This window comes from Vibrio sp. QJM3NY_27 (genome assembly GCF_057785955.1).
Genome location: NZ_CM173511.1, coordinates 1,884,468 through 1,905,532, shown reverse-complemented (window position 1 = coordinate 1,905,532; position 21,065 = coordinate 1,884,468). Strand labels below are relative to the sequence as shown.

General features: G+C 45.8%; 15 protein-coding genes. 5 read left to right on the top strand and 10 right to left on the bottom strand.

Annotated features, from left to right (window positions below):
* The first annotated feature begins 5 nt into the window (after positions 1 to 5).
* From AC3CIA_RS08655 to AC3CIA_RS08645, 3 genes are read left to right on the top strand one after another with little or no spacing between them, the layout of a single operon-like run.
* Positions 6 to 1,424, top strand: a complete 1,419-nt coding sequence (locus AC3CIA_RS08655; protein WP_488517966.1) for a hypothetical protein — start codon at positions 6 to 8, stop codon at positions 1,422 to 1,424.
* A gap of 49 nt (positions 1,425 to 1,473) precedes the next feature.
* Positions 1,474 to 2,271 carry a hypothetical protein gene (locus tag AC3CIA_RS08650; protein WP_488517965.1) on the top strand — a complete coding sequence of 266 codons (798 nt, stop codon included), beginning with the start codon at positions 1,474 to 1,476 and terminating at the stop codon, positions 2,269 to 2,271.
* Positions 2,240 to 8,917, top strand: coding sequence for a VWA domain-containing protein (locus tag AC3CIA_RS08645; protein WP_488517964.1), 6,678 nt, complete (start codon positions 2,240 to 2,242; stop codon positions 8,915 to 8,917). The genes AC3CIA_RS08650 and AC3CIA_RS08645 overlap by 32 nt, the downstream gene beginning before the upstream one ends.
* Before the next feature lie 72 nt (positions 8,918 to 8,989).
* Here the strand turns inward: AC3CIA_RS08645 and AC3CIA_RS08640 are convergent, their stop codons facing one another.
* A complete protein-coding gene (locus tag AC3CIA_RS08640; protein WP_146454341.1) occupies positions 8,990 to 10,183 on the bottom strand; it encodes a class I SAM-dependent methyltransferase in 1,194 nt (397 codons plus the stop codon).
* A gap of 129 nt (positions 10,184 to 10,312) precedes the next feature.
* Complete coding sequence (locus tag AC3CIA_RS08635) at positions 10,313 to 11,716, bottom strand: methyl-accepting chemotaxis protein (protein WP_017088499.1); 1,404 nt, start codon at positions 11,714 to 11,716, stop codon at positions 10,313 to 10,315.
* Positions 11,717 to 11,804: 88 nt separating this feature from the next.
* On the opposite strand from AC3CIA_RS08635, the gene yccX reads away from it, so the two are divergent.
* Positions 11,805 to 12,092 (top strand): acylphosphatase, encoded by a 288-nt coding sequence (yccX, locus tag AC3CIA_RS08630; protein WP_171308305.1) that lies wholly within the window; start codon positions 11,805 to 11,807, stop codon positions 12,090 to 12,092.
* A 58-nt stretch (positions 12,093 to 12,150) separates the two neighbouring features.
* Here yccX and AC3CIA_RS08625 read toward each other — a convergent pair whose 3' ends face one another.
* The 6 genes from AC3CIA_RS08625 to AC3CIA_RS08600 all read right to left on the bottom strand — a co-directional run bounded on the left by AC3CIA_RS08625 (position 12,151) and on the right by AC3CIA_RS08600 (position 17,788).
* Positions 12,151 to 12,480 (bottom strand): TusE/DsrC/DsvC family sulfur relay protein, encoded by a 330-nt coding sequence (locus tag AC3CIA_RS08625; RefSeq protein WP_004733621.1) that lies wholly within the window; start codon positions 12,478 to 12,480, stop codon positions 12,151 to 12,153.
* 155 nt (positions 12,481 to 12,635) lie between these two features.
* Positions 12,636 to 13,301 carry a Bax inhibitor-1/YccA family protein gene (locus AC3CIA_RS08620; RefSeq protein ID WP_016767698.1) on the bottom strand — a complete coding sequence of 222 codons (666 nt, stop codon included), beginning with the start codon at positions 13,299 to 13,301 and terminating at the stop codon, positions 12,636 to 12,638.
* Positions 13,302 to 13,596: 295 nt separating this feature from the next.
* Positions 13,597 to 14,361, bottom strand: coding sequence for an amino acid ABC transporter ATP-binding protein (locus AC3CIA_RS08615; protein ID WP_004733637.1), 765 nt, complete (start codon positions 14,359 to 14,361; stop codon positions 13,597 to 13,599).
* A 22-nt stretch (positions 14,362 to 14,383) separates the two neighbouring features.
* Complete coding sequence (locus tag AC3CIA_RS08610) at positions 14,384 to 15,481, bottom strand: amino acid ABC transporter permease (RefSeq protein WP_004733636.1); 1,098 nt, start codon at positions 15,479 to 15,481, stop codon at positions 14,384 to 14,386.
* Between the two features lies 1 nt (position 15,482).
* The gene (locus tag AC3CIA_RS08605; protein ID WP_488517963.1) at positions 15,483 to 16,688 is read right to left on the bottom strand and encodes an amino acid ABC transporter permease; all 1,206 of its coding nucleotides are present in this window, start codon (positions 16,686 to 16,688) and stop codon (positions 15,483 to 15,485) included.
* 71 nt (positions 16,689 to 16,759) lie between these two features.
* Positions 16,760 to 17,788 carry an amino acid ABC transporter substrate-binding protein gene (locus tag AC3CIA_RS08600; protein WP_004733634.1) on the bottom strand — a complete coding sequence of 343 codons (1,029 nt, stop codon included), beginning with the start codon at positions 17,786 to 17,788 and terminating at the stop codon, positions 16,760 to 16,762.
* Positions 17,789 to 18,269: 481 nt separating this feature from the next.
* On the opposite strand from AC3CIA_RS08600, the gene AC3CIA_RS08595 reads away from it, so the two are divergent.
* Positions 18,270 to 19,211 (top strand): precorrin-2 dehydrogenase/sirohydrochlorin ferrochelatase family protein, encoded by a 942-nt coding sequence (locus AC3CIA_RS08595; protein ID WP_171312406.1) that lies wholly within the window; start codon positions 18,270 to 18,272, stop codon positions 19,209 to 19,211.
* A 181-nt stretch (positions 19,212 to 19,392) separates the two neighbouring features.
* On the opposite strand, the gene AC3CIA_RS08590 is transcribed toward AC3CIA_RS08595, so the two are convergent.
* Both AC3CIA_RS08590 and AC3CIA_RS08585 read right to left on the bottom strand, forming a co-directional pair.
* Positions 19,393 to 19,875 (bottom strand): YajQ family cyclic di-GMP-binding protein, encoded by a 483-nt coding sequence (locus tag AC3CIA_RS08590; protein ID WP_004733632.1) that lies wholly within the window; start codon positions 19,873 to 19,875, stop codon positions 19,393 to 19,395.
* A 12-nt stretch (positions 19,876 to 19,887) separates the two neighbouring features.
* Positions 19,888 to 20,946, bottom strand: coding sequence for a 3-deoxy-7-phosphoheptulonate synthase (locus tag AC3CIA_RS08585; protein ID WP_488517962.1), 1,059 nt, complete (start codon positions 20,944 to 20,946; stop codon positions 19,888 to 19,890).
* Between the last annotated feature and the right edge of the window lie 119 nt (positions 20,947 to 21,065).

The following is a 21,065-nucleotide window of genomic DNA, read 5'->3' as shown; positions in this document are numbered from 1 at the left end:
TGACGGTGACTCAGACCAATGACAGCAGCCTGACAGGCACAGACAGCGATACCCCAGTGGTGACGGACGTGAATGACGCGCCGGAAATCACCGTGACAGCGAACGACTTCACAGAAGACGCTGGCGCAGCAGTGGGCGATGTAGCGGGCACGTACGTGACGTCTGACGAAGAAGGCGATGCGGTAACCGTGACCTTCACGCCAGGCAGCAATGCCAACGGCCACTACACGTTAGATACGGCAACGGGTCAGGTGAAACTGACGCAAGATGGTGTAGACGCCATCAATGCGGGTGAAGACTTAGATACCATCGATCTGACGGTGACTCAGACCAATGACAGCAGCCTGACAGGCACAGACAGCGATACCCCAGTGGTGACGGACGTGAATGACGCGCCGGAAATCACCGTGACAGCGAACGACTTCACAGAAGACGCTGGCGCAGCAGTGGGCGATGTAGCGGGCACGTACGTGACGTCTGACGAAGAAGGCGATGCGGTAACCGTGACCTTCACGCCAGGCAGCAATGCCAACGGCCACTACACGTTAGATACGGCAACGGGTCAGGTGAAACTGACGCAAGATGGTGTAGACGCCATCAATGCGGGTGAAGACTTAGATACCATCGATCTGACGGTGACTCAGACCAATGACAGCAGCCTGACAGGCACAGACAGCGATACCCCAGTGGTGACGGACGTGAATGACGCGCCGGAAATCACCGTGACAGCGAACGACTTCACAGAAGACGCTGGCGCAGCAGTGGGCGATGTAGCGGGCACGTACGTGACGTCTGACGAAGAAGGCGATGCGGTAACCGTGACCTTCACGCCAGGCAGCAATGCCAACGGCCACTACACGTTAGATACGGCAACGGGTCAGGTGAAACTGACGCAAGATGGTGTAGACGCCATCAATGCGGGTGAAGACTTAGATACCATCGATCTGACGGTGACTCAGACCAATGACAGCAGCCTGACAGGCACAGACAGCGATACCCCAGTGGTGACGGACGTGAATGACGCGCCGGAAATCACCGTGACAGCGAACGACTTCACAGAAGACGCTGGCGCAGCAGTGGGCGATGTAGCGGGCACGTACGTGACGTCTGACGAAGAAGGCGATGCGGTAACCGTGACCTTCACGCCAGGCAGCAATGCCAACGGCCACTACACGTTAGATACGGCAACGGGTCAGGTGAAACTGACGCAAGATGGTGTAGACGCCATCAATGCGGGTGAAGACTTAGATACCATCGATCTGACGGTGACTCAGACCAATGACAGCAGCCTGACAGGCACAGACAGCGATACCCCAGTGGTGACGGACGTGAATGACGCGCCGGAAATCACCGTGACAGCGAACGACTTCACAGAAGACGCTGGCGCAGCAGTGGGCGATGTAGCGGGCACGTACGTGACGTGACGAAGAAGGCGATGCGGTAACCGACTTCACAGAAGACGCTGGCGCAGCAGTGGGCGATGTAGCGGGCACGTACGTGACGTCTGACGAAGAAGGCGATGCGGTAACCGTGACCTTCACGCCAGGCAGCAATGCCAACGGCCACTACACGTTAGATACGGCAACGGGTCAGGTGAAACTGACGCAAGATGGTGTAGACGCCATCAATGCGGGTGAAGACTTAGATACCATCGATCTGACGGTGACTCAGACCAATGACAGCAGCCTGACAGGCACAGACAGCGATACCCCAGTGGTGACGGACGTGAATGACGCGCCGGAAATCACCGTGACAGCGAACGACTTCACAGAAGACGCTGGCGCAGCAGTGGGCGATGTAGCGGGCACGTACGTGACGTCTGACGAAGAAGGCGATGCGGTAACCGTGACCTTCACGCCAGGCAGCAATGCCAACGGCCACTACACGTTAGATACGGCAACGGGTCAGGTGAAACTGACGCAAGATGGTGTAGACGCCATCAATGCGGGTGAAGACTTAGATACCATCGATCTGACGGTGACTCAGACCAATGACAGCAGCCTGACAGGCACAGACAGCGATACCCCAGTGGTGACGGACGTGAATGACGCGCCGGAAATCACCGTGACAGCGAACGACTTCACAGAAGACGCTGGCGCAGCAGTGGGCGATGTAGCGGGCACGTACGTGACGTCTGACGAAGAAGGCGATGCGGTAACCGTGACCTTCACGCCAGGCAGCAATGCCAACGGCCACTACACGTTAGATACGGCAACGGGTCAGGTGAAACTGACGCAAGATGGTGACCTTAGACGCCATCAATGCGGGTGAAGACTTAGATACCATCGATCTGACGGTGACTCAGACCAATGACAGCAGCCTGACAGGCACAGACAGCGATACCCCAGTGGTGACGGACGTGAATGACGCGCCGGAAATCACCGTGACAGCGAACGACTTCACAGAAGACGCTGGCGCAGCAGTGGGCGATGTAGCGGGCACGTACGTGACGTCTGACGAAGAAGGCGATGCGGTAACCGTGACCTTCACGCCAGGCAGCAATGCCAACGGCCACTACACGTTAGATACGGCAACGGGTCAGGTGAAACTGACGCAAGATGGTGTAGACGCCATCAATGCGGGTGAAGACTTAGATACCATCGATCTGACGGTGACTCAGACCAATGACAGCAGCCTGACAGGCACAGACAGCGATACCCCAGTGGTGACGGACGTGAATGACGCGCCGGAAATCACCGTGACAGCGAACGACTTCACAGAAGACGCTGGCGCAGCAGTGGGCGATGTAGCGGGCACGTACGTGACGTCTGACGAAGAAGGCGATGCGGTAACCGTGACCTTCACGCCAGGCAGCAATGCCAACGGCCACTACACGTTAGATACGGCAACGGGTCAGGTGAAACTGACGCAAGATGGTGTAGACGCCATCAATGCGGGTGAAGACTTAGATACCATCGATCTGACGGTGACTCAGACCAATGACAGCAGCCTGACAGGCACAGACAGCGATACCCCAGTGGTGACGGACGTGAATGACGCGCCGGAAATCACCGTGACAGCGAACGACTTCACAGAAGACGCTGGCGCAGCAGTGGGCGATGTAGCGGGCACGTACGTGACGTCTGACGAAGAAGGCGATGCGGTAACCGTGACCTTCACGCCAGGCAGCAATGCCAACGGCCACTACACGTTAGATACGGCAACGGGTCAGGTGAAACTGACGCAAGATGGTGTAGACGCCATCAATGCGGGTGAAGACTTAGATACCATCGATCTGACGGTGACTCAGACCAATGACAGCAGCCTGACAGGCACAGACAGCGATACCCCAGTGGTGACGGACGTGAATGACGCGCCGGAAATCACCGTGACAGCGAACGACTTCACAGAAGACGCTGGCGCAGCAGTGGGCGATGTAGCGGGCACGTACGTGACGTCTGACGAAGAAGGCGATGCGGTAACCGTGACCTTCACGCCAGGCAGCAATGCCAACGGCCACTACACGTTAGATACGGCAACGGGTCAGGTGAAACTGACGCAAGATGGTGTAGACGCCATCAATGCGGGTGAAGACTTAGATACCATCGATCTGACGGTGACTCAGACCAATGACAGCAGCCTGACAGGCACAGACAGCGATACCCCAGTGGTGACGGACGTGAATGACGCGCCGGAAATCACCGTGACAGCGAACGACTTCACAGAAGACGCTGGCGCAGCAGTGGGCGATGTAGCGGGCACGTACGTGACGTCTGACGAAGAAGGCGATGCGGTAACCGTGACCTTCACGCCAGGCAGCAATGCCAACGGCCACTACACGTTAGATACGGCAACGGGTCAGGTGAAACTGACGCAAGATGGTGTAGACGCCATCAATGCGGGTGAAGACTTAGATACCATCGATCTGACGGTGACTCAGACCAATGACAGCAGCCTGACAGGCACAGACAGCGATACCCCAGTGGTGACGGACGTGAATGACGCGCCGGAAATCACCGTGACAGCGAACGACTTCACAGAAGACGCTGGCGCAGCAGTGGGCGATGTAGCGGGCACGTACGTGACGTCTGACGAAGAAGGCGATGCGGTAACCGTGACCTTCACGCCAGGCAGCAATGCCAACGGCCACTACACGTTAGATACGGCAACGGGTCAGGTGAAACTGACGCAAGATGGTGTAGACGCCATCAATGCGGGTGAAGACTTAGATACCATCGATCTGACGGTGACTCAGACCAATGACAGCAGCCTGACAGGCACAGACAGCGATACCCCAGTGGTGACGGACGTGAATGACGCGCCGGAAATCACCGTGACAGCGAACGACTTCACAGAAGACGCTGGCGCAGCAGTGGGCGATGTAGCGGGCACGTACGTGACGTCTGACGAAGAAGGCGATGCGGTAACCGTGACCTTCACGCCAGGCAGCAATGCCAACGGCCACTACACGTTAGATACGGCAACGGGTCAGGTGAAACTGACGCAAGATGGTGTAGACGCCATCAATGCGGGTGTGACAGGCACAGACAGCGATACCCCAGTGGTGACGGACGTGAATGACGCGCCGGAAATCACCGTGACAGCGAACGACTTCACAGAAGACGCTGGCGCAGCAGTGGGCGATGTAGCGGGCACGTACGTGACGTCTGACGAAGAAGGCGATGCGGTAACCGTGACCTTCACGCCAGGCAGCAATGCCAACGGCCACTACACGTTAGATACGGCAACGGGTCAGGTGAAACTGACGCAAGATGGTGTAGACGCCATCAATGCGGGTGAAGACTTAGATACCATCGATCTGACGGTGACTCAGACCAATGACAGCAGCCTGACAGGCACAGACAGCGATACCCCAGTGGTGACGGACGTGAATGACGCGCCGGAAATCACCGTGACAGCGCCAATCAAAACTAACGAAGACACCCCAACCTTCATTGAATGGGATTCATTCGGAATTACCGATGTTGACTCACCTGATTCAACTCTAGGTATTGAGATTACCGATTTGCCAGATAGCGGGCAGTTTGAGTATTTCGGTGATGATGGTCAGTGGCATGACATTTCGGTTGGTCAAGTTATTGACAAGGGCGAGTTTGATGGAGATAGAGTTCGCTTTACTCCGGATGAAGATGAATCTGGGTACGATAGCCACTCAACTCCAGGCGTCGGTGATCAACAACAAGACTACGCACAGATTGGTTTCAAACCAACTGATGGCATTAACGTAGGCGAAGAGTCGACTGTTGCGATAAATGTTACTCCAATTGCTGACGCGCCTAACTTGTTCACCAGCATCGATGGAATTCAACTTCCGGACCAACAATTCAACGTAAGTATGTGGAATGGTGTCTCTGTTGGTTATCAATATGGTGTTGGTAATGGTGTGGACCCTGATACCTTGATAAATGTCATCGATGGTTTGGATAGTAACAGTAGTTCTTTAAGTAATGTCAATGATGTGCGTGATGCTAGTCAAGGTGCAGGTCAAGCTACACTCATCACTGGCTTGATCTATTTAGAAGCAGGTAAATCTTATGATTTCGTTGGTAACGCGGATGATAGTTTAGCGATAAAAATTGGTGGTGAGCTTACAGATGATGCTCGATGGGGAGACAGTAGTGGGAGTATCCAAGGAATTGCATTTACACCGACTGTGTCCGGTTTCTATCCGATAGAGGTTTACCACCACAACCAGAGCGGCCCTGGTAATTTTGATGTCAATGTTTCTGTAGATGGCGCGAGCCCTGTCAACTTAAACAACACGGACTTTGGCGTAGTCAGTGATGTGTCTCAGCTCGATAATATTGATATACGTACATCACAATTAATTAACGAAAATGGCGTTGAGCTCTATCAGGTCTATACAACGAATGAAGGTCCACAAGACACACGTATTCCACTGACTGAACTGCAAGCATCTTTAAATGATACTGATGGTTCAGAAAGTTTGGCTGTTAATGTTAGTGGTTTCCCTATTGGTTCTGAGCTAAGTGATGGAGTCAATTCTCACACATTCACTAGTACCAATGAGACATTTGATATCAGTAGTTGGGATATGACAAGTTTAACGGTCTTACCGCCTTCGGGAAGTCACGACGATTTTACTATTGATGTCGAAGCGATCGCTAGTGAAAAGGATTCAACAAGTACTGCTACGACTACGACCAGTATTGATGTGGTTGTTTATGAATACAATGCTACAAACACGCTGCCAGATACTCGTACTGTAGATGAAGATACAAGCGTCTCTGGTAACGTTTTAACAAACGATACTGATACAGATAACACATTATCACTGCAGTCAATTGAAGTAGGAGGAACGTCCTATAACGTTGGTGACACTATCACGCTAACTGGTGGTGAGTTGACGGTCGAGCAAGATGGTAGTTACTTGTTTGTACCATCAGAGCATTGGTCAGGTAACGTTCCAACGTTGACTTACACCACAAACACCGGCGTAAGCGATACTCTCGATATTACGGTCAGTGCGGTTGCTGATGCTCCTCGTGTAACTATTGCGGTCGGGGAGTTGCAACAATCACAAGCTATGCCCGATTTCGGTACATCACCTAGTGATATTAGAAACCTTGTAAGTAACGGTGAGACATCTATTGGTGGTGTCGATTTCGACCACGTTGATCAGTCTCCAGCTTTCAATAATGGCAATCAAGGCGATGACTTGATGATCGCACCGGACAATGCGGCGGCTCAGCAGTTTGTCGGCGATCAGCAAGCCGTTAATCTGACTCAACAGGGAAGCGATACGTTTGTTGGCACTAGTGGCAACGATTCGTTTTATGGTGGTAATGGGTCTCAGGATAGTGAAGTTGAGACTGATACAGTTATCTATCAAGGTAAATTGTCTGAATATGACCTTGATTTTAGAGGTCTTGAGCATAGCCAAGTACCTTATTGGTTAGTTAAAGATTCTCTTGAAAGAGATACATCTAGTGACAATTCGCCTTCTACCGAAGATGGTGACCACTTATATGGTATTGAACGAATTATTTTCTCGGACGCGATTGTCGAGATTGATAGTGAGACTGGAGAGTATACGGTCCTACAAGACAGCGTAATACCGCTAGATATTTCAGCGGAACTCGTTGATAACGATAGTAGTGAATCGTTAGGTAATGAATTTACTCTTCAAGGCATTCCTCAAGGTGTTGAGCTTTATGTCGGTGGTCAGCTTATATCTCCCAATATCGACGGATCGTATTCTATTGTTATACCAGCTTCTGGTGATGTTAGTGCAGAGCTTAGAATTCCTTACTCTTATGAAGGCGATTTAGATTTTGAGCTTTCTGTATCGGCCTCATCTTCCGAATTGGTTAATAGTGACGAAGCAATAACTAACACATCGACAGATATAAGCTTCAGAAGCTATAGTTTGGAATCTGGTTCCCACGGTGATGACAATATCAAAGGGACAGAGAACAACGATTTGATTGTTGGTGACGTTCAAGGAATTCAAATTGTTGCCGGTGAAGACTACAATATCGCATTTATTCTCGATACGTCAGGCAGTATGGGAAGAGATGTTGAAACCGCAAAAGATGAACTGTTAGTTGTTTTTGATGCGATTTTAGCTAGTTCACAAGGGCAACATTCTGGTCAGGTTAATATTCTAATCACGGATTTTTCAGATAACTCTAATACGTCAGTATCTGTCGATTTGAGTAGTCAGAACCCAAGAGAACAATTTATTGCAGCACTTAATGCCATTACTGATGCTGGCGGAGGTGGTACCAATTACGAAGCCGGATTCCAATCTGCAGTTGAATGGTTCTCTGATCAAAACAGTGGGAACAACATTTCTTATTTCATTTCTGACGGTGAGCCGACTTCCTTTACTGACAGTAGGTTAATGAAAAGTGAGTTCGATGAAATATTGATCGATTATGATCTGAGTACGAACCAAGTTATAACACTGGCTGATTTATTGCCTGCCGGATATACAAGTGGCGTTGTTAATTATAAAGGTAGTGTATTAATTGACGATAAGGCCAAGTTATATTCACCATTAACAGGGGATAGAATTGGTGATTTAAGCATTAATGGCAATTCTTACGATTACTACGATAAGGGTGGCGTTAATAAACAAGGTCAGCATATGTATCAATTGCTCGCATTGATGTCATCTGTTGACGCTATTGGGCTCGGTAATTCATTAGATGAAGATGTTCTCGAAGATTACGACTCTGATGGCCTAGTTGAAACGTCAATAGACGTAACGAAATTGTCAGAGGTTATTCTTGGTAAAGAAGTGAGTTTATTGCAAGGTGAAGATCAAATTGATGCTTTAGCTGGTGATGACATCATGTTCGGAGATCTGGTGCAATTTGACGGTATTTCAGGGCAGGGAGTTGCAGCGATACAGAAGTATGTCGCTCAAGAAACTGGTGAGCAATTATCTTCTGTGTCAGCGCGAGATATACACGATTACATTTCTGATAACGTACAAGATTTTGACCAGTCTAGAGCTAACGATAAGGATGACATTTTATCTGGCGGCGAAGGAGACGATATTCTCTATGGCCAAGGCGGTGAAGATACGCTTATCGGTGGTCTAGGAGACGATATCTTAGTTGGTGGAGAAGGTGATGACCTATTCCAATGGGTTGACCAACCGTTCCAAGATGATGTCGATACGATTACTGACTTCGCTCTGGGTGAAGACCATCTTGATATCTCTCAGTTATTACCAACGGAAAATTCAATGTCAGATTTGCTTGAGCATATTACGATTGAAAAAGTCGATAATGGTGGAGGGGATAAGGATTTAGTGATTACTATTTCTGAAGATTCAGGTAACAGTGGTCAAACACAAACGATTGTACTTGATAATACGGGGAATCAGTTTGACTCTGTGAACGCTCAAGGTGATGGCAGTGTGATAAGCAGTGATTTGAGCAACTTGGTTAATCAACTCTTTGTGAACTTACCAGACCAATAACAAAAAAGGGCCGAAAGGCCCTTTTTTAATACGTCTGTTTTGCTATAAAAGCTAGACTCTAAAGCACAAAAATTAAAGCACCTTACAAGCAAAACCTTTTAGATAGAAACCTTCAGGGTAAGCTGTATCGATCAAGTGATCGGCAGCTTGCTCGAAGCGTTCAACAAACTTCACTGTTCTGCCCGCATCTAGAGCGGCATCAGCAATGATCTTTTGGAATAAGTCAGCCCCCATCAAACCTGAGCAAGAGTAGGTGAGTAGTGTTCCACCTGGCTTCAGGATTTGCATTGCTAGCATGTTAACGTCTTTGTAGCCGTTAGCGCCTGAAGTTAGGTTGTTCTTGCTTGAAACAAACTTTGGTGGGTCCATGATGACTACGTCAAACTTAGTGCCCTGGTCACGGTATTCTCGAAGTAGTTTGAATACGTCAGCGTTTAGGAATACAGCACGCTTTTTCGAGATATCAAACTCGTTAAGTTCAGCGTTGAACTTAGCTGTATCAAGAGCAAGTTGAGATACGTCTGCGTTGATCACACGCTTTGCGTCGCCTTTAAGTGCGTAAAGGCCAAAACCACCGGTGTATGAGAAACAGTTAAGGACATCTTTGCCTTTAACGTACTTCATAGATTCTTTGCGACTATCACGTTGGTCCATGTAGAAGCCCGTTTTGTGGCCTTCCATAATGTTCACGCTGATCTTCACGCCGTTTTCTTCAATGACTACTGACTTAGGTGGCTCTTCGCCATGCAGTACGCCGACGGTTTGCTCTAAACCTTCTTTTTTACGAACAGCTACGTCAGAGCGTTCGTAAATATTACATTCAGGGAAGCATTCAACTAAAGCTTCAACGATAACGCTTTTGTTGAATTCTGCGCCAGCACTCAGTAGTTGGCAAACTAAGAAGTCTTGGTACTTGTCGATAGTAATACCTGGCAGGCCGTCAGATTCAGCCGCTGTTAATCGGTACCCCGTTAGGCCGTCACGTTCGATGATATCGTCACGTAGTGATTGTGCGTCTTTAAATCTTTTGATGAAAAACGCTTTATTGATTTCTTCTTTTTCAAATGTCCAAACACGAGCGCGAATTTGAGATTCTGGTGAGTAAGCTGCCTTTGCGAGCCACTGACCATTTTGAGCATATACGTCTACAGTTTCACCTTGTTGTGGTTCGCCTTCGACCTTATCGATACCGCGTGAAAATACCCAAGGGTGTTTACGGCGTAGTGATTTATCTCGGCCTTTAGCTAGATGAATTGAAGGAGTCATAATTTACTCTGTTTGTTGAATTTGAAGGAGGGGTATTGTCGGGGAAGTGCAAGGGAAAAGCAAATAAGAAAGGGCTGCAGAAGCAGCCCTAGCAATGACTAATTAACACATAGTGGTTAGATGTCAGTATTAAGCTTTAAGACCTGTCAGCAAACCTTCCATCGTATCGCTTTGCTTACGAAGTTGGTCAACATTTACATTACTCTTACTGATCATTTCACAGATGCTGTCTGATTGATGACGAATCTCTTCAACACTTTGTGCAATGTTGTCAGCAACAACACCTTGCTCTTCAGCAGCAGTAGCAATTTGAGTGCTGCTATCAGAAATAGATTGGTTCTTTTCAGCTAACGAGCCGATCTCAACGTTTACTTCCGACATCAATGTTTGACCTTCGTTAGCATTGCTAACAGTCACTTCCATCAATTTTGTCAGTGATTGGCTGTTACGTTGTAATGATTCGATCATGCTCTGGATTTCAACCGTTGCTTGTTGAGTACGGCCGGCAAGGGCACGGACTTCATCGGCAACAACAGCAAATCCACGACCTTGTTCACCAGCTCGAGCAGCTTCGATAGCCGCGTTGAGTGCTAATAGGTTGGTCTGTTCTGAAATCCCATTAATGGTTGCGACCACTTCATCAATTTGCGCTGCGTTAGCATCAAGCTCTTCTACCGCTTGCGAAGCTGATTGAATTTCTTGAGATAGGCTTGAGATAGATTCCAATGTATTTGAAACTTTTACTTGGCCACTCTGTGCAACACCGCGAGCGTCCATAGTCTGAGAGCTAGACTCATGAGCAAGGGTTGCGACTTCACGAATCGTTGCCGCCATTTGTTCCGTTGCACTTGCCAAACTATTCAGGTGTTCTTGTTGGTTACCCGAGATGTCTGAGCTCTGTTGTGTCGACTGGTTTAAGTCAGAACTGATCTGCTGCATGAGTGCGACAGACTCTTGGATTGATAGAACCATGTTTTGTTCACGTTCTGCTACTTTATCAATAGTAATTGCGATTTCACTGAACTCATCACGAACAAGGAAGTAGTTCATACGGCAGGTGAGATCACCACTCGCTAGCGTGCTTAACGCTTTGTTCATAGAGAACATTGCGCCACCGATGAAAGTCATGATGTAGTAAACACCTAGCGCGATAAGCGTTAGGGTTACTGCGATAATTGAAACCTGAGTCGTAGATAGAGCTGACCATAAGTTTTGGTCATGGTTCGCAACCAAGCTGAATGCACCGTTCATAACTGAGACGGAACCAACACCATAGCCTAAAGAGATGGTTTCAGAATTACTGACAAGTTGAGCAACTTGATCTTTCGTCAGTTGACCCGCTTCGATAAGTCCTTTCATCAAGAGCATTTCTTCTTGATAAAGATGAGCAAGTAAAGAGTCTGCGGCGCTATCTAAAACAAGAGTTAATATAACCAGGGCGAGAAGAGGTAATAAGAAGAGTAGATAGAACTTTTCTTGGATTTTTAGGTGAATGAGATATTTGTCAATCCAACGAAATGGGATTTCTTTCATAATCGTTATACTCGAAGTAAGTCCACCAATAAGCGGTGAATGAATAGAGTCGCAACTATATCATTCATACAATTTATGAGGCAACGTTATGGAAAGTTCACAATATATTTTTGTCGTATCAGGCGTAGTTCAGTGTGTTGGTTTTCGCTATCACACCAGTAGGCAGGCACAAGCTCTGGGCATTTCAGGCTATGCAAAGAACCTAAATGATGGCCGAGTTGAAGTGTTAGCTGTCGGAAAGGGTAAGGAAATAGAGAAGTTCCACGCATGGCTCAATATTGGCCCTTCGAGTGCGACAGTAGACCAAGTAGTGATGCATCGAGTTAAAGAAAGTGAGCGACAGGATGTACGTATAGATGAGTTTAAAATACTGTAGCTAGCGCACTACAGTATTTGTCTTTTTACCTTGAGAGTAACCTAAAGCTGTTTAAGCTTTACAAGCATTTTGCTGGTTTAGGTAAACCCGCGAGCTTGGTTGCTTGTTTAGCGGGGCCTTTCTTGAACAATTTGAATAGGTACTTACTGTTACCTTTCTCTGGGCCGTGCGCTTTTTCCATCGCTTTAACGAGCATACGAACAGCTGGAGAGGTTTTGAACTCTTCGTAAAAGCTTCTTACAAAATGTACCACTTCTAAGTGCGCATCAGTCAGTTCAATCGCCTCGTCTTGAGCAAGAATCTCAATCATACCTTCTTCCCATTGTGTGTAGTCCAATAGGTAGCCTTGAGCGTCGGTTTCAATTTGTTTGCCATTATATTCAAACATGTTTAGTCCAGAATCAGTTTAACTCAGTAAATAGGGTACATGACCACGTTTGCCTTTCTCAAGAAATATCGTCGTTATCTCTAGGAATATTGCAACTATAGATACAAAAAAGCCCAAGAGACAGGCTCTTGGGCTCAATTTTGAACGAACTATGATTAGTCGTTGCTGTTCATAATACCTAAGATGCTTAGTAGGCTGATGAAGATGTTGTAGATAGAAACATACAAGCTAATCGTTGCTGAGATGTAGTTTGTTTCACCGCCGCGGATGATGCTTTGCGTTGTTAGCAAAATAACACCAGTCGAGAATAGGATGAACATACCGCTCATTGCTAAAGACAGTAGAGGCATTTGTAGGAAGATGTTTGCAACCATCCCTACTAGCAGAACAACAAAACCAGCCATTAGCATACCGTTAAGGAATGAAAGGTCACGTTTAGTCGTCAGTGCGTAAGCTGATGCCCCCATAAATGCTAATGCTGTACCACCAAGTGCAGTAAGGATGACATCACCCATGCCTGCGCCAACGTACATGTTTAAGATTGGACCAATGGTGTAGCCTAAGAAACCTGTAAATAGGAATGTGAAGACTAGACCCATGCTATTGTCACGGTTCTTTTCTGTTAGGAACAGTAGGCCGTAGAAACCAACTAGCATAATGATAAGACCAGGGCGAGGAAGGTTCATCGCCATAGATACGCCTGCTACTACAGCAGACCAAAGTAGTGTCATAGACAGTAGTGCGTAGGTGTTACGCAACACTTTATTGGTTTGCAGAGCACTTTCTTGAGATGCTGTGCGTGAAAACATAGGGCTGTTCATAATCTTCCTCGTAAGGTGACTTCAATAGTTATTAGTACATTTATGGGGCTGAAAGTTCGAAAAATCAAGTCTTTCATTCCTTTTGTATACCTAAAATAATAATCAAAATAGTCGGTTAAGTGTTTCTTAAGGTGTAACAAAGTGTTTCTAATGACGTATAAAGTGTCGCTAATACTCGATGTTCAAACTTTTATAGTTACTGGTTAATGATTTATAACCTTTGAAAAACTAACTATAACCTTGAAAAATAAAGAGGCGACCTAAGCCGCCTCTATAGTTTATGCATCATAACACATTAATGGTGCAAGATTTGGCTCAAGAAGTTCTGCGTTCTGTCCGATTGTGGGTTTTCAAAGAAGTCGACAGGGTTGTTCTCTTCTATGATTTCACCTGCATCCATAAAGATAACGCGGTCGGCAACTTCTTTAGCAAAACCCATCTCGTGCGTTACACACAACATTGTCATGCCTTCTTCTGCAAGCTCGACCATTACATCGAGCACCTCACGTACCATCTCTGGGTCGAGTGCCGATGTTGGTTCATCAAACAACATGACTTGAGGGTTCATACATAAAGAACGAGCGATTGCCACACGTTGTTGTTGACCACCAGACAGTTGGCCTGGGAATTTATCCGCTTGCTCAGGGATTTTTACACGTTCGAGGAATTTCATTGCGATGGCTTCGGCTTCCTCTTTCGGCATCTTTTTCACCCAAATAGGGGCCAGAGTACAGTTTTCTAAAACCGTTAGGTGAGGGAATAGGTTGAAGTGTTGAAAACACATACCTACATCTCTGCGCACGGCTTCAATGTTCTTCAGATCTTCTGTCAGTTCATTACCTGAAACGAAGATATGACCTTTTTGGTGCTCTTCTAATCGGTTGATACAGCGAATCATCGTGGATTTACCTGAACCAGAAGGGCCACAAATTACAATTTTCTCGCCTTTTCTAACTTCTAAATTGATGTTTTTAAGAACGTGGAACTCACCGTACCACTTGTTCATGTCTTTTAACTCGATCATAAGACCTTGAGAGTTGTTTTCTGTTTGCTGCGTCATAATACGTCCTTGATCTTGTTAATTATCGTTTGTGACCGGTGTGAAGTCTGTTTTCTAGCCAAATCGAGTATCTCGACATGCCAAAACAAAACACCCAGAACACTAACGCGACAAATACATAACTTTCTGTTGAAAACCCAAGCCATTCAGGATCGGTATTCGCGGCTTGGCCAATTCCCAATACATCAAACATACCGATAATTAAAACCAGACTGGTATCTTTGAACAAACCAATAAAGGTATTCACAATTGAAGGAATCGTGATTTTAAGAGCTTGAGGTAGAATGATAAGCCCTGTTTTTTTCCAGTAGCTCAACCCTAAAGCATCAGCGGCTTCGTATTGACCTTTTGGTATTGCTTGCAAACCACCACGGATTACCTCTGCCATATAAGCCGCACTAAATAGTACTACCCCAACCAACGCTCTGATCAGTTTATCGGTTTCCATCCCTTCTGATAAAAAGAGCGGAAGCATTACCGAAGCCATAAACAGAACCGTAATCAGCGGTACACCACGCCAAATTTCGATGTAAACGGTACACATACTGCGGATGATCGGCATCTCTGAACGACGCCCAAGTGCCAATGCAACGCCAATAGGAAGTGACACTACAATACCAACAAGTGCGATGATCAGCGTAACCAGTAGACCGCCCCATTTATGGGTATCAACAACCTCTAGTCCAAATACACCACCGTATAGTAAGCCAGCAATGATAAACGGGTAGATGTTTACGAAGAACAACCAAATCCACGTGCGCTTAGGTGTTTTTTCGTAAGCTAACAAAACGACAAAAATAGCTAACGTTGCGTAGAAAAGGCGAGGGCGCCACAGTTCAGCTTCTGGATAGAAGCCATACATGAATTGGTCCCAACGAACACTAATGAAAACCCAACATGCTCCATCACTTGTACAGGCATCTCGAGTTGTTCCTATCCAATCAGCATTAATGAATGCCCAATCTGCTATTGCCCACAATAAAGTGAAAGCAAAATAACCAAGGACCACAGTGACGACACTGTTAATTGGTCCATTAAATAGATTTTTTCTTAACCAACCGACAGGTCCAACAGTATTCGCTGGAGGCGGAAGATCAGGTTGAAATTGATGTGTACTCATCTTATCTCTCCACCAACGCTACTTTGCGGTTGTATATGTTCATTAGAGCGGATGTTAATAGGCTTAGAGTCAGGTAGACGCCCATTGTCATCGCGATTACTTCGATAGCTTGTCCAGTTTGGTTCAATGTTGTCCCTGCAAATACAGACACAAGATCAGGATAACCAATGGCCATCGCAAGTGATGAGTTTTTGGTCAGATTCAAATACTGACTGGTTAATGGTGGAATGATAATTCTTAATGCTTGTGGAATAATCACCAACTTGAGGGTTCGTGTTCTAGGGAGACCTAGAGACATCGCAGCCTCTGTTTGCCCATGGTTTACCGCGTTAATACCTGAACGCACAATCTCGGCGATGAACGCTGCTGTGTAGATACTTAAAGCAAGCATCAACGCAGCCAGTTCAGGGATGATGCTAATACCGCCTTTGAAGTTAAACCCTTTCAAAACAGGGTACTCCGCAGAGATAGGCATGCCCATAATAAAGTAAGTTACCAATGGTAAGCCCACAATCAGCGCCGCAGCAATTCGCAACATTGGTGTTTGTTGGCCGGTTAGCTTTTGCTTGTTATTAGCCCATATGTTGATAACAAAAGTAGCGATGACACCCGTAATCAATGATGCGATCACAATACTACTGCCTTGCTCTAACACTGGTGCAGGGAAGTACAAACCACGTACGTTCAAGAAAATGGCTTCACCAAGGCTCATACTTTGACGAGCAGAAGGTAAGGCTTGTAGAACGGCGAAATACCAGAAAAAGATTTGCAACAGAAGAGGGATGTTTCGGAATATCTCAATATAGATAGCTGCAAATCGGCTAACTAACCAATTTGAAGAGAGCCTTGCAATACCCATACTAAAGCCCAGTACCGTGGCTAACATGATGCCGAGTACAGAAACCAAAGCGGTATTGAGAAGACCAATAAAGAAGGTACGACCGTATGAGAATGTTTCGTCGTATTCAATCAGTGTTAAGCCGATACCAAAACCAGCTTCTTGGGATAAAAAATCAAAACCAGTGGCGATACCACGGGAATCTAAGTTAGTGAGTGCATTATTTACAATCGTGTAAAAGAAAGCACAAAGCGCCCCGACGGCGATAATTTGGAAAACAATTGAGCGAAAAGTGGGGTTGTAAAACAGGTTGGCACTTTTGGGCTGTGGCTTTGCCTGAGCTGGAGAAATAGTTTCATTAGGTTTCATACTGCTATAACCTCAAATCCATTTAATAAATAGGGCGGAAAAGTCCGCCCTAATTGATGCTTGTAAATTTATTAACGGATTGGTGGAGCGTACATAAAGCCGCCCGCATTCCATAGTGCGTTTACGCCACGAGAGATCTGTAGTGGTGAACCTGTACCAACAGTACGTTCGAAGCTCTCACCGTAGTTACCAACTTGTTTAATGACTTGGTAACCCCAATCGTCACGAATACCAAGGCCTTTGCCTTTAGGACCGTCAACACCAAGAATACGTTTGATGTTTGGATCTTTTGACTTAAGCATTTCGTCAGCATTCTTAGACGAGATACCGTACTCTTCCGCGTTAATCATTGCTGAAAGTGTCCATTTAGCAACGTTGAACCACTTGTCATCATCTTGACGAACAACAGGGCCTAATGGCTCTTTAGAGATGATTTCAGGAAGTACCTGTGCAGATTTAGGATCAGCTAAGTTTAGGCGAAGTGCGTATAGACCAGATTGGTCAGTCGTTAGCACATCACAACGACCCGCGTCGAAACCTTTAGATGTTTGTGCTGCCGTATCGAATACCACTGGCTTGTAAGACATGCCACTGTTACGGAAGTAATCGGCTAGGTTAAGTTCAGTTGTTGTACCTGATTGAACACATACAGAAGCGCCATCAAGCTCTTGAGCACTTGTAAGACCAAGTTCTTTCTTAACCATGAAGCCTTGACCATCGTAGTAGTTAACGCCTACGAAGTTCAGACCTAGAGCAGTGTCACGATGTAGTGTCCATGTTGTGTTACGAGATAGTACGTCGATTTCGCCAGATTGAAGCGCGGTAAAACGTTCTTTAGCAGTAAGAGGTACATACTTAACTTTAGTTTTGTCACCGAGTACAGCCGCTGCAAGAGCTTGACAATACTCAACATCAATTCCTTCCCATTCACCTTTTGAGTTAGGGTTAGAGAACCCTGGAAGACCGGTACTTACACCACAAGTTAGAAAACCTTGAGATGTGACTTTGTCCAGAGTGCTTTCTGCCGCTGATGCTGATGTTGCCATCATCGCAGTTGATGCAGCTACTACTGAAGCAAGAAGTGTTAGTTTATTTGTCATTTGTATCCTTCCTTGTTAACCAGGTGACACCTGATACTCGTGCTCATTTGAGTTTTTCTATATGTGTTGCGTTTTCTATGACCTTGTTACTCAAATCAAACTGGTTGCATTTTGCAAATGAAACTGTGTGCGATTTAAACAACTATTTATAAGGTTAGGAAAGGATCCGTACTTTCACAAATGTATAATTTAAAAAGAATTTTGAATGAAATCACAAATCCGAACACAATTAGAATGACCAAATGTTAACTTAATGTAAATAGTGCAGCGCTTCACACTGTTGGTGCAACGAGATTTAGATTTTTATATTGACAATTGACTAGGTTAATATTCTGAATCAGTATCACAATGATGAAACATTAAACTTAAGAAAGATTGAAATTTGGTGAATAAATATTTTTATTGCACTTGGATAGTTATTAATATGCTCCAAATTTGGTAGCATGGTTGAATAGTTATTGAAGTCACCTCAAGGAAGAACATGCGTTATTTCCCAATGTTTTTAGATGTAGAAAATAAGCCGATCTTAGTGGTGGGTGGGGGTGAGGTTGCTTGCCGAAAAGTCGATAGCTTGTTAAGAGCTGGGGCGGATGTCACGTTAGTGTCCCCAAAGGTAGAGCCTTACTTAAAGCAGCTTGTCGATGATAATAAATTACATTGGATTCAAAATTTTTACTCTTCACAACTTATCTCGAAAAACTACTTACAAGTGTGGGCAACAACAGACAACCCAAACCTAAATCATCAAGTACATAATGATGCAAAAAAAATGGGTATTCTTGTCAATGTGGTCGATGACTTACCCTATTGTGACTTCATCACTCCCTCAATGATAAATCGCGGAAGAATCCAAATTGCGATCTCAAGTGGGGGCGCATCACCTGTTTTGGTGAGAAATATTAGAGAAAAACTCGAAACGGTATTGCCACAAAACATAGGTTTGATTGCGGACTTTGGTGCATCAAAACGCAATTCGATTAAGGAGTCCTTTCCTACTGTTGATGAACGCCGTAAATTCTGGGAACGCTTTTTGTCATCCAGTTTTATCAATCAAGTGACGGATAGGGAGCAACTTGAATCGTATTATCAACAGTCGCTGACTGAGCAAGTTGATAATGAAGGTCAGGTAACTTGGATTGAATTTGAGCAAGACGTTGAGTTATTACCTATGAAGGCCCTACGTTTGATGCAAGAAGCTGAGTTAGTGCTTTCACCGAGCGATTGTCCGTTTGAATTTGTTGACCTGTGCCGCCGAGACGCAGAAAGAGAAGGTTATGCTGACAGTGGAGAGCTGTCGACCAAGCTTGAGCAAGCGAGGGCCGAGAAATTGCGAGTGTGTGTCTTTATTCCACCAGCGAGTGTTGAGTTCAATTTACTGGCCGGCAAAGACCTTAAACTGTCTGTTGCCAAAGTGCTCAGTTGAGTTGATAGATTTTAGTTGAAGTGAGCGCTTTCTAGTTGTTTGAAATCGGCTAGAGACGCTGAATAAGAATGACCCGATAAATAAAAAGCCACTTCCCAAAGAAGTGGCTTTTTGCTATTTCGAACACGACATTGTGCTGATGAATGAGCAACCCAAATAAGCGGTCGCTCAAACTCAAAAATTAGTCGCGGAAGTTGTCAAACTGGAAAGGTTGACCAAGTTCACCGCTGCGAACTAGAGCCATAACAGCTTGTAGATCATCACGCTTCTTACCGGTTACACGAACTTTGTCGCCTTGGATAGAAGCTTGAACCTTAACTTTGTTGTCTTTGATTAGCTTAACGATTTTCTTAGCGACATCCGTTTCGATGCCTTGCTTAAAGATAACTGTTTGGTGCCAAGTGCGACCTGTTTGGTCTGCCGCTTTCGCTTCCATCGCGTTAGGATCAACATTACGCTTTGTTAGGTTGCTACGAAGGATATCGCGCATTTGCTTCAGTTGAAAATCGTCTTGAGCAGTCAATTTTACTGATTCATCTTTGTAATCAAAGCTTGCTTCAACGCCGCGAAAATCGAAACGAGTCGACAGTTCACGGTTTGCGTTGTCTACCGCGTTACGCAGTTCTACTGCTTCTACTTCAGAGATAATGTCAAATGATGGCATTGTGTTGTTTCCTTAAGCTAAGTTTCTATCTTTAATTGCTGTTGCAAGCATATCTAGCATTGTTGCAGTATCTTCCCAGCTTAGGCATGGGTCAGTAATAGACTTGCCGTATTCTAGGTTGTTGATATCTGTCATTGGCTGGTTACCTTCAACAATGAAGCTTTCCGCCATGATGCCTGCAATTTGATTCTTGTTAGATTTGATTTGCTCACAAATGTCTTGTGCCACTTCTAACTGTTTACGGTGTTGTTTCTGACAGTTAGCGTGGCTAAAGTCTACAACCAAACGTTGAGGTAGATCGAATTCAGCCAGTTGCTTACATGCGTTATCTACAGATTCAGCATCAAAGTTAGGGCCTTTATCACCACCACGTAGAATTACGTGACCGTATGGGTTGCCAGAAGTACGGTAAACCGTCATACGGCCGTTCTTATCTGGCGAATAGAAGTAGTGTGAGGCATGCGCAGCACGAATCGCATCAATAGCAATTTTGATGTTGCCGTTAGTTGCGTTCTTGAAACCAACTGGGCAAGACAGTGCAGAAGCCATTTCACGGTGAATCTGAGATTCAGTCGTACGAGCGCCAATTGCGCCCCAAGTGATAAGGTCTGCAATGTACTGACCGGTGATCATATCAAGGAATTCAGTCGCGGTAGCTAGACCAAGCTTGTTGATATCAAGTAGAAGCTTACGAGCTTTGTTCAAGCCTGTTTCAAGTGCGTATGACCCATCAAGGTTAGGATCGGTAATCAAACCCTTCCAACCTACAACAGTACGAGGTTTCTCGAAGTAGGTTCTCATTACAACGAACAGTTCATCTTTGTACTGTTCTTGAATCTGACTTAGACGCTCAGCGTAATCAAGTGCCGCTTCTGTATCGTGAACAGAGCAAGGGCCTACGATAACTAACAGGCGGTTATCACGACCCGTTAGAATATTTTCGATTTGGCGGCGAGAATTTTTAATGCGCTCAGCAACGTCGTCAGTAATAGGATGTGCATTGCCTAGTTCGGCAGGAGTTGGCATAGGACCCAGAGCTTGGGTTCTCAACTCATCAGTTTTTAATGGCATGTGATGGCTTTTTTATTCTATTGCGAAGTGGTTAAGATAACGGAATTGAACAGAGGAATAAACTCTCTTAAGTCAAAGTTATCTCTGTTATTGCTAATATTCTTATTTTTATCAGCAGG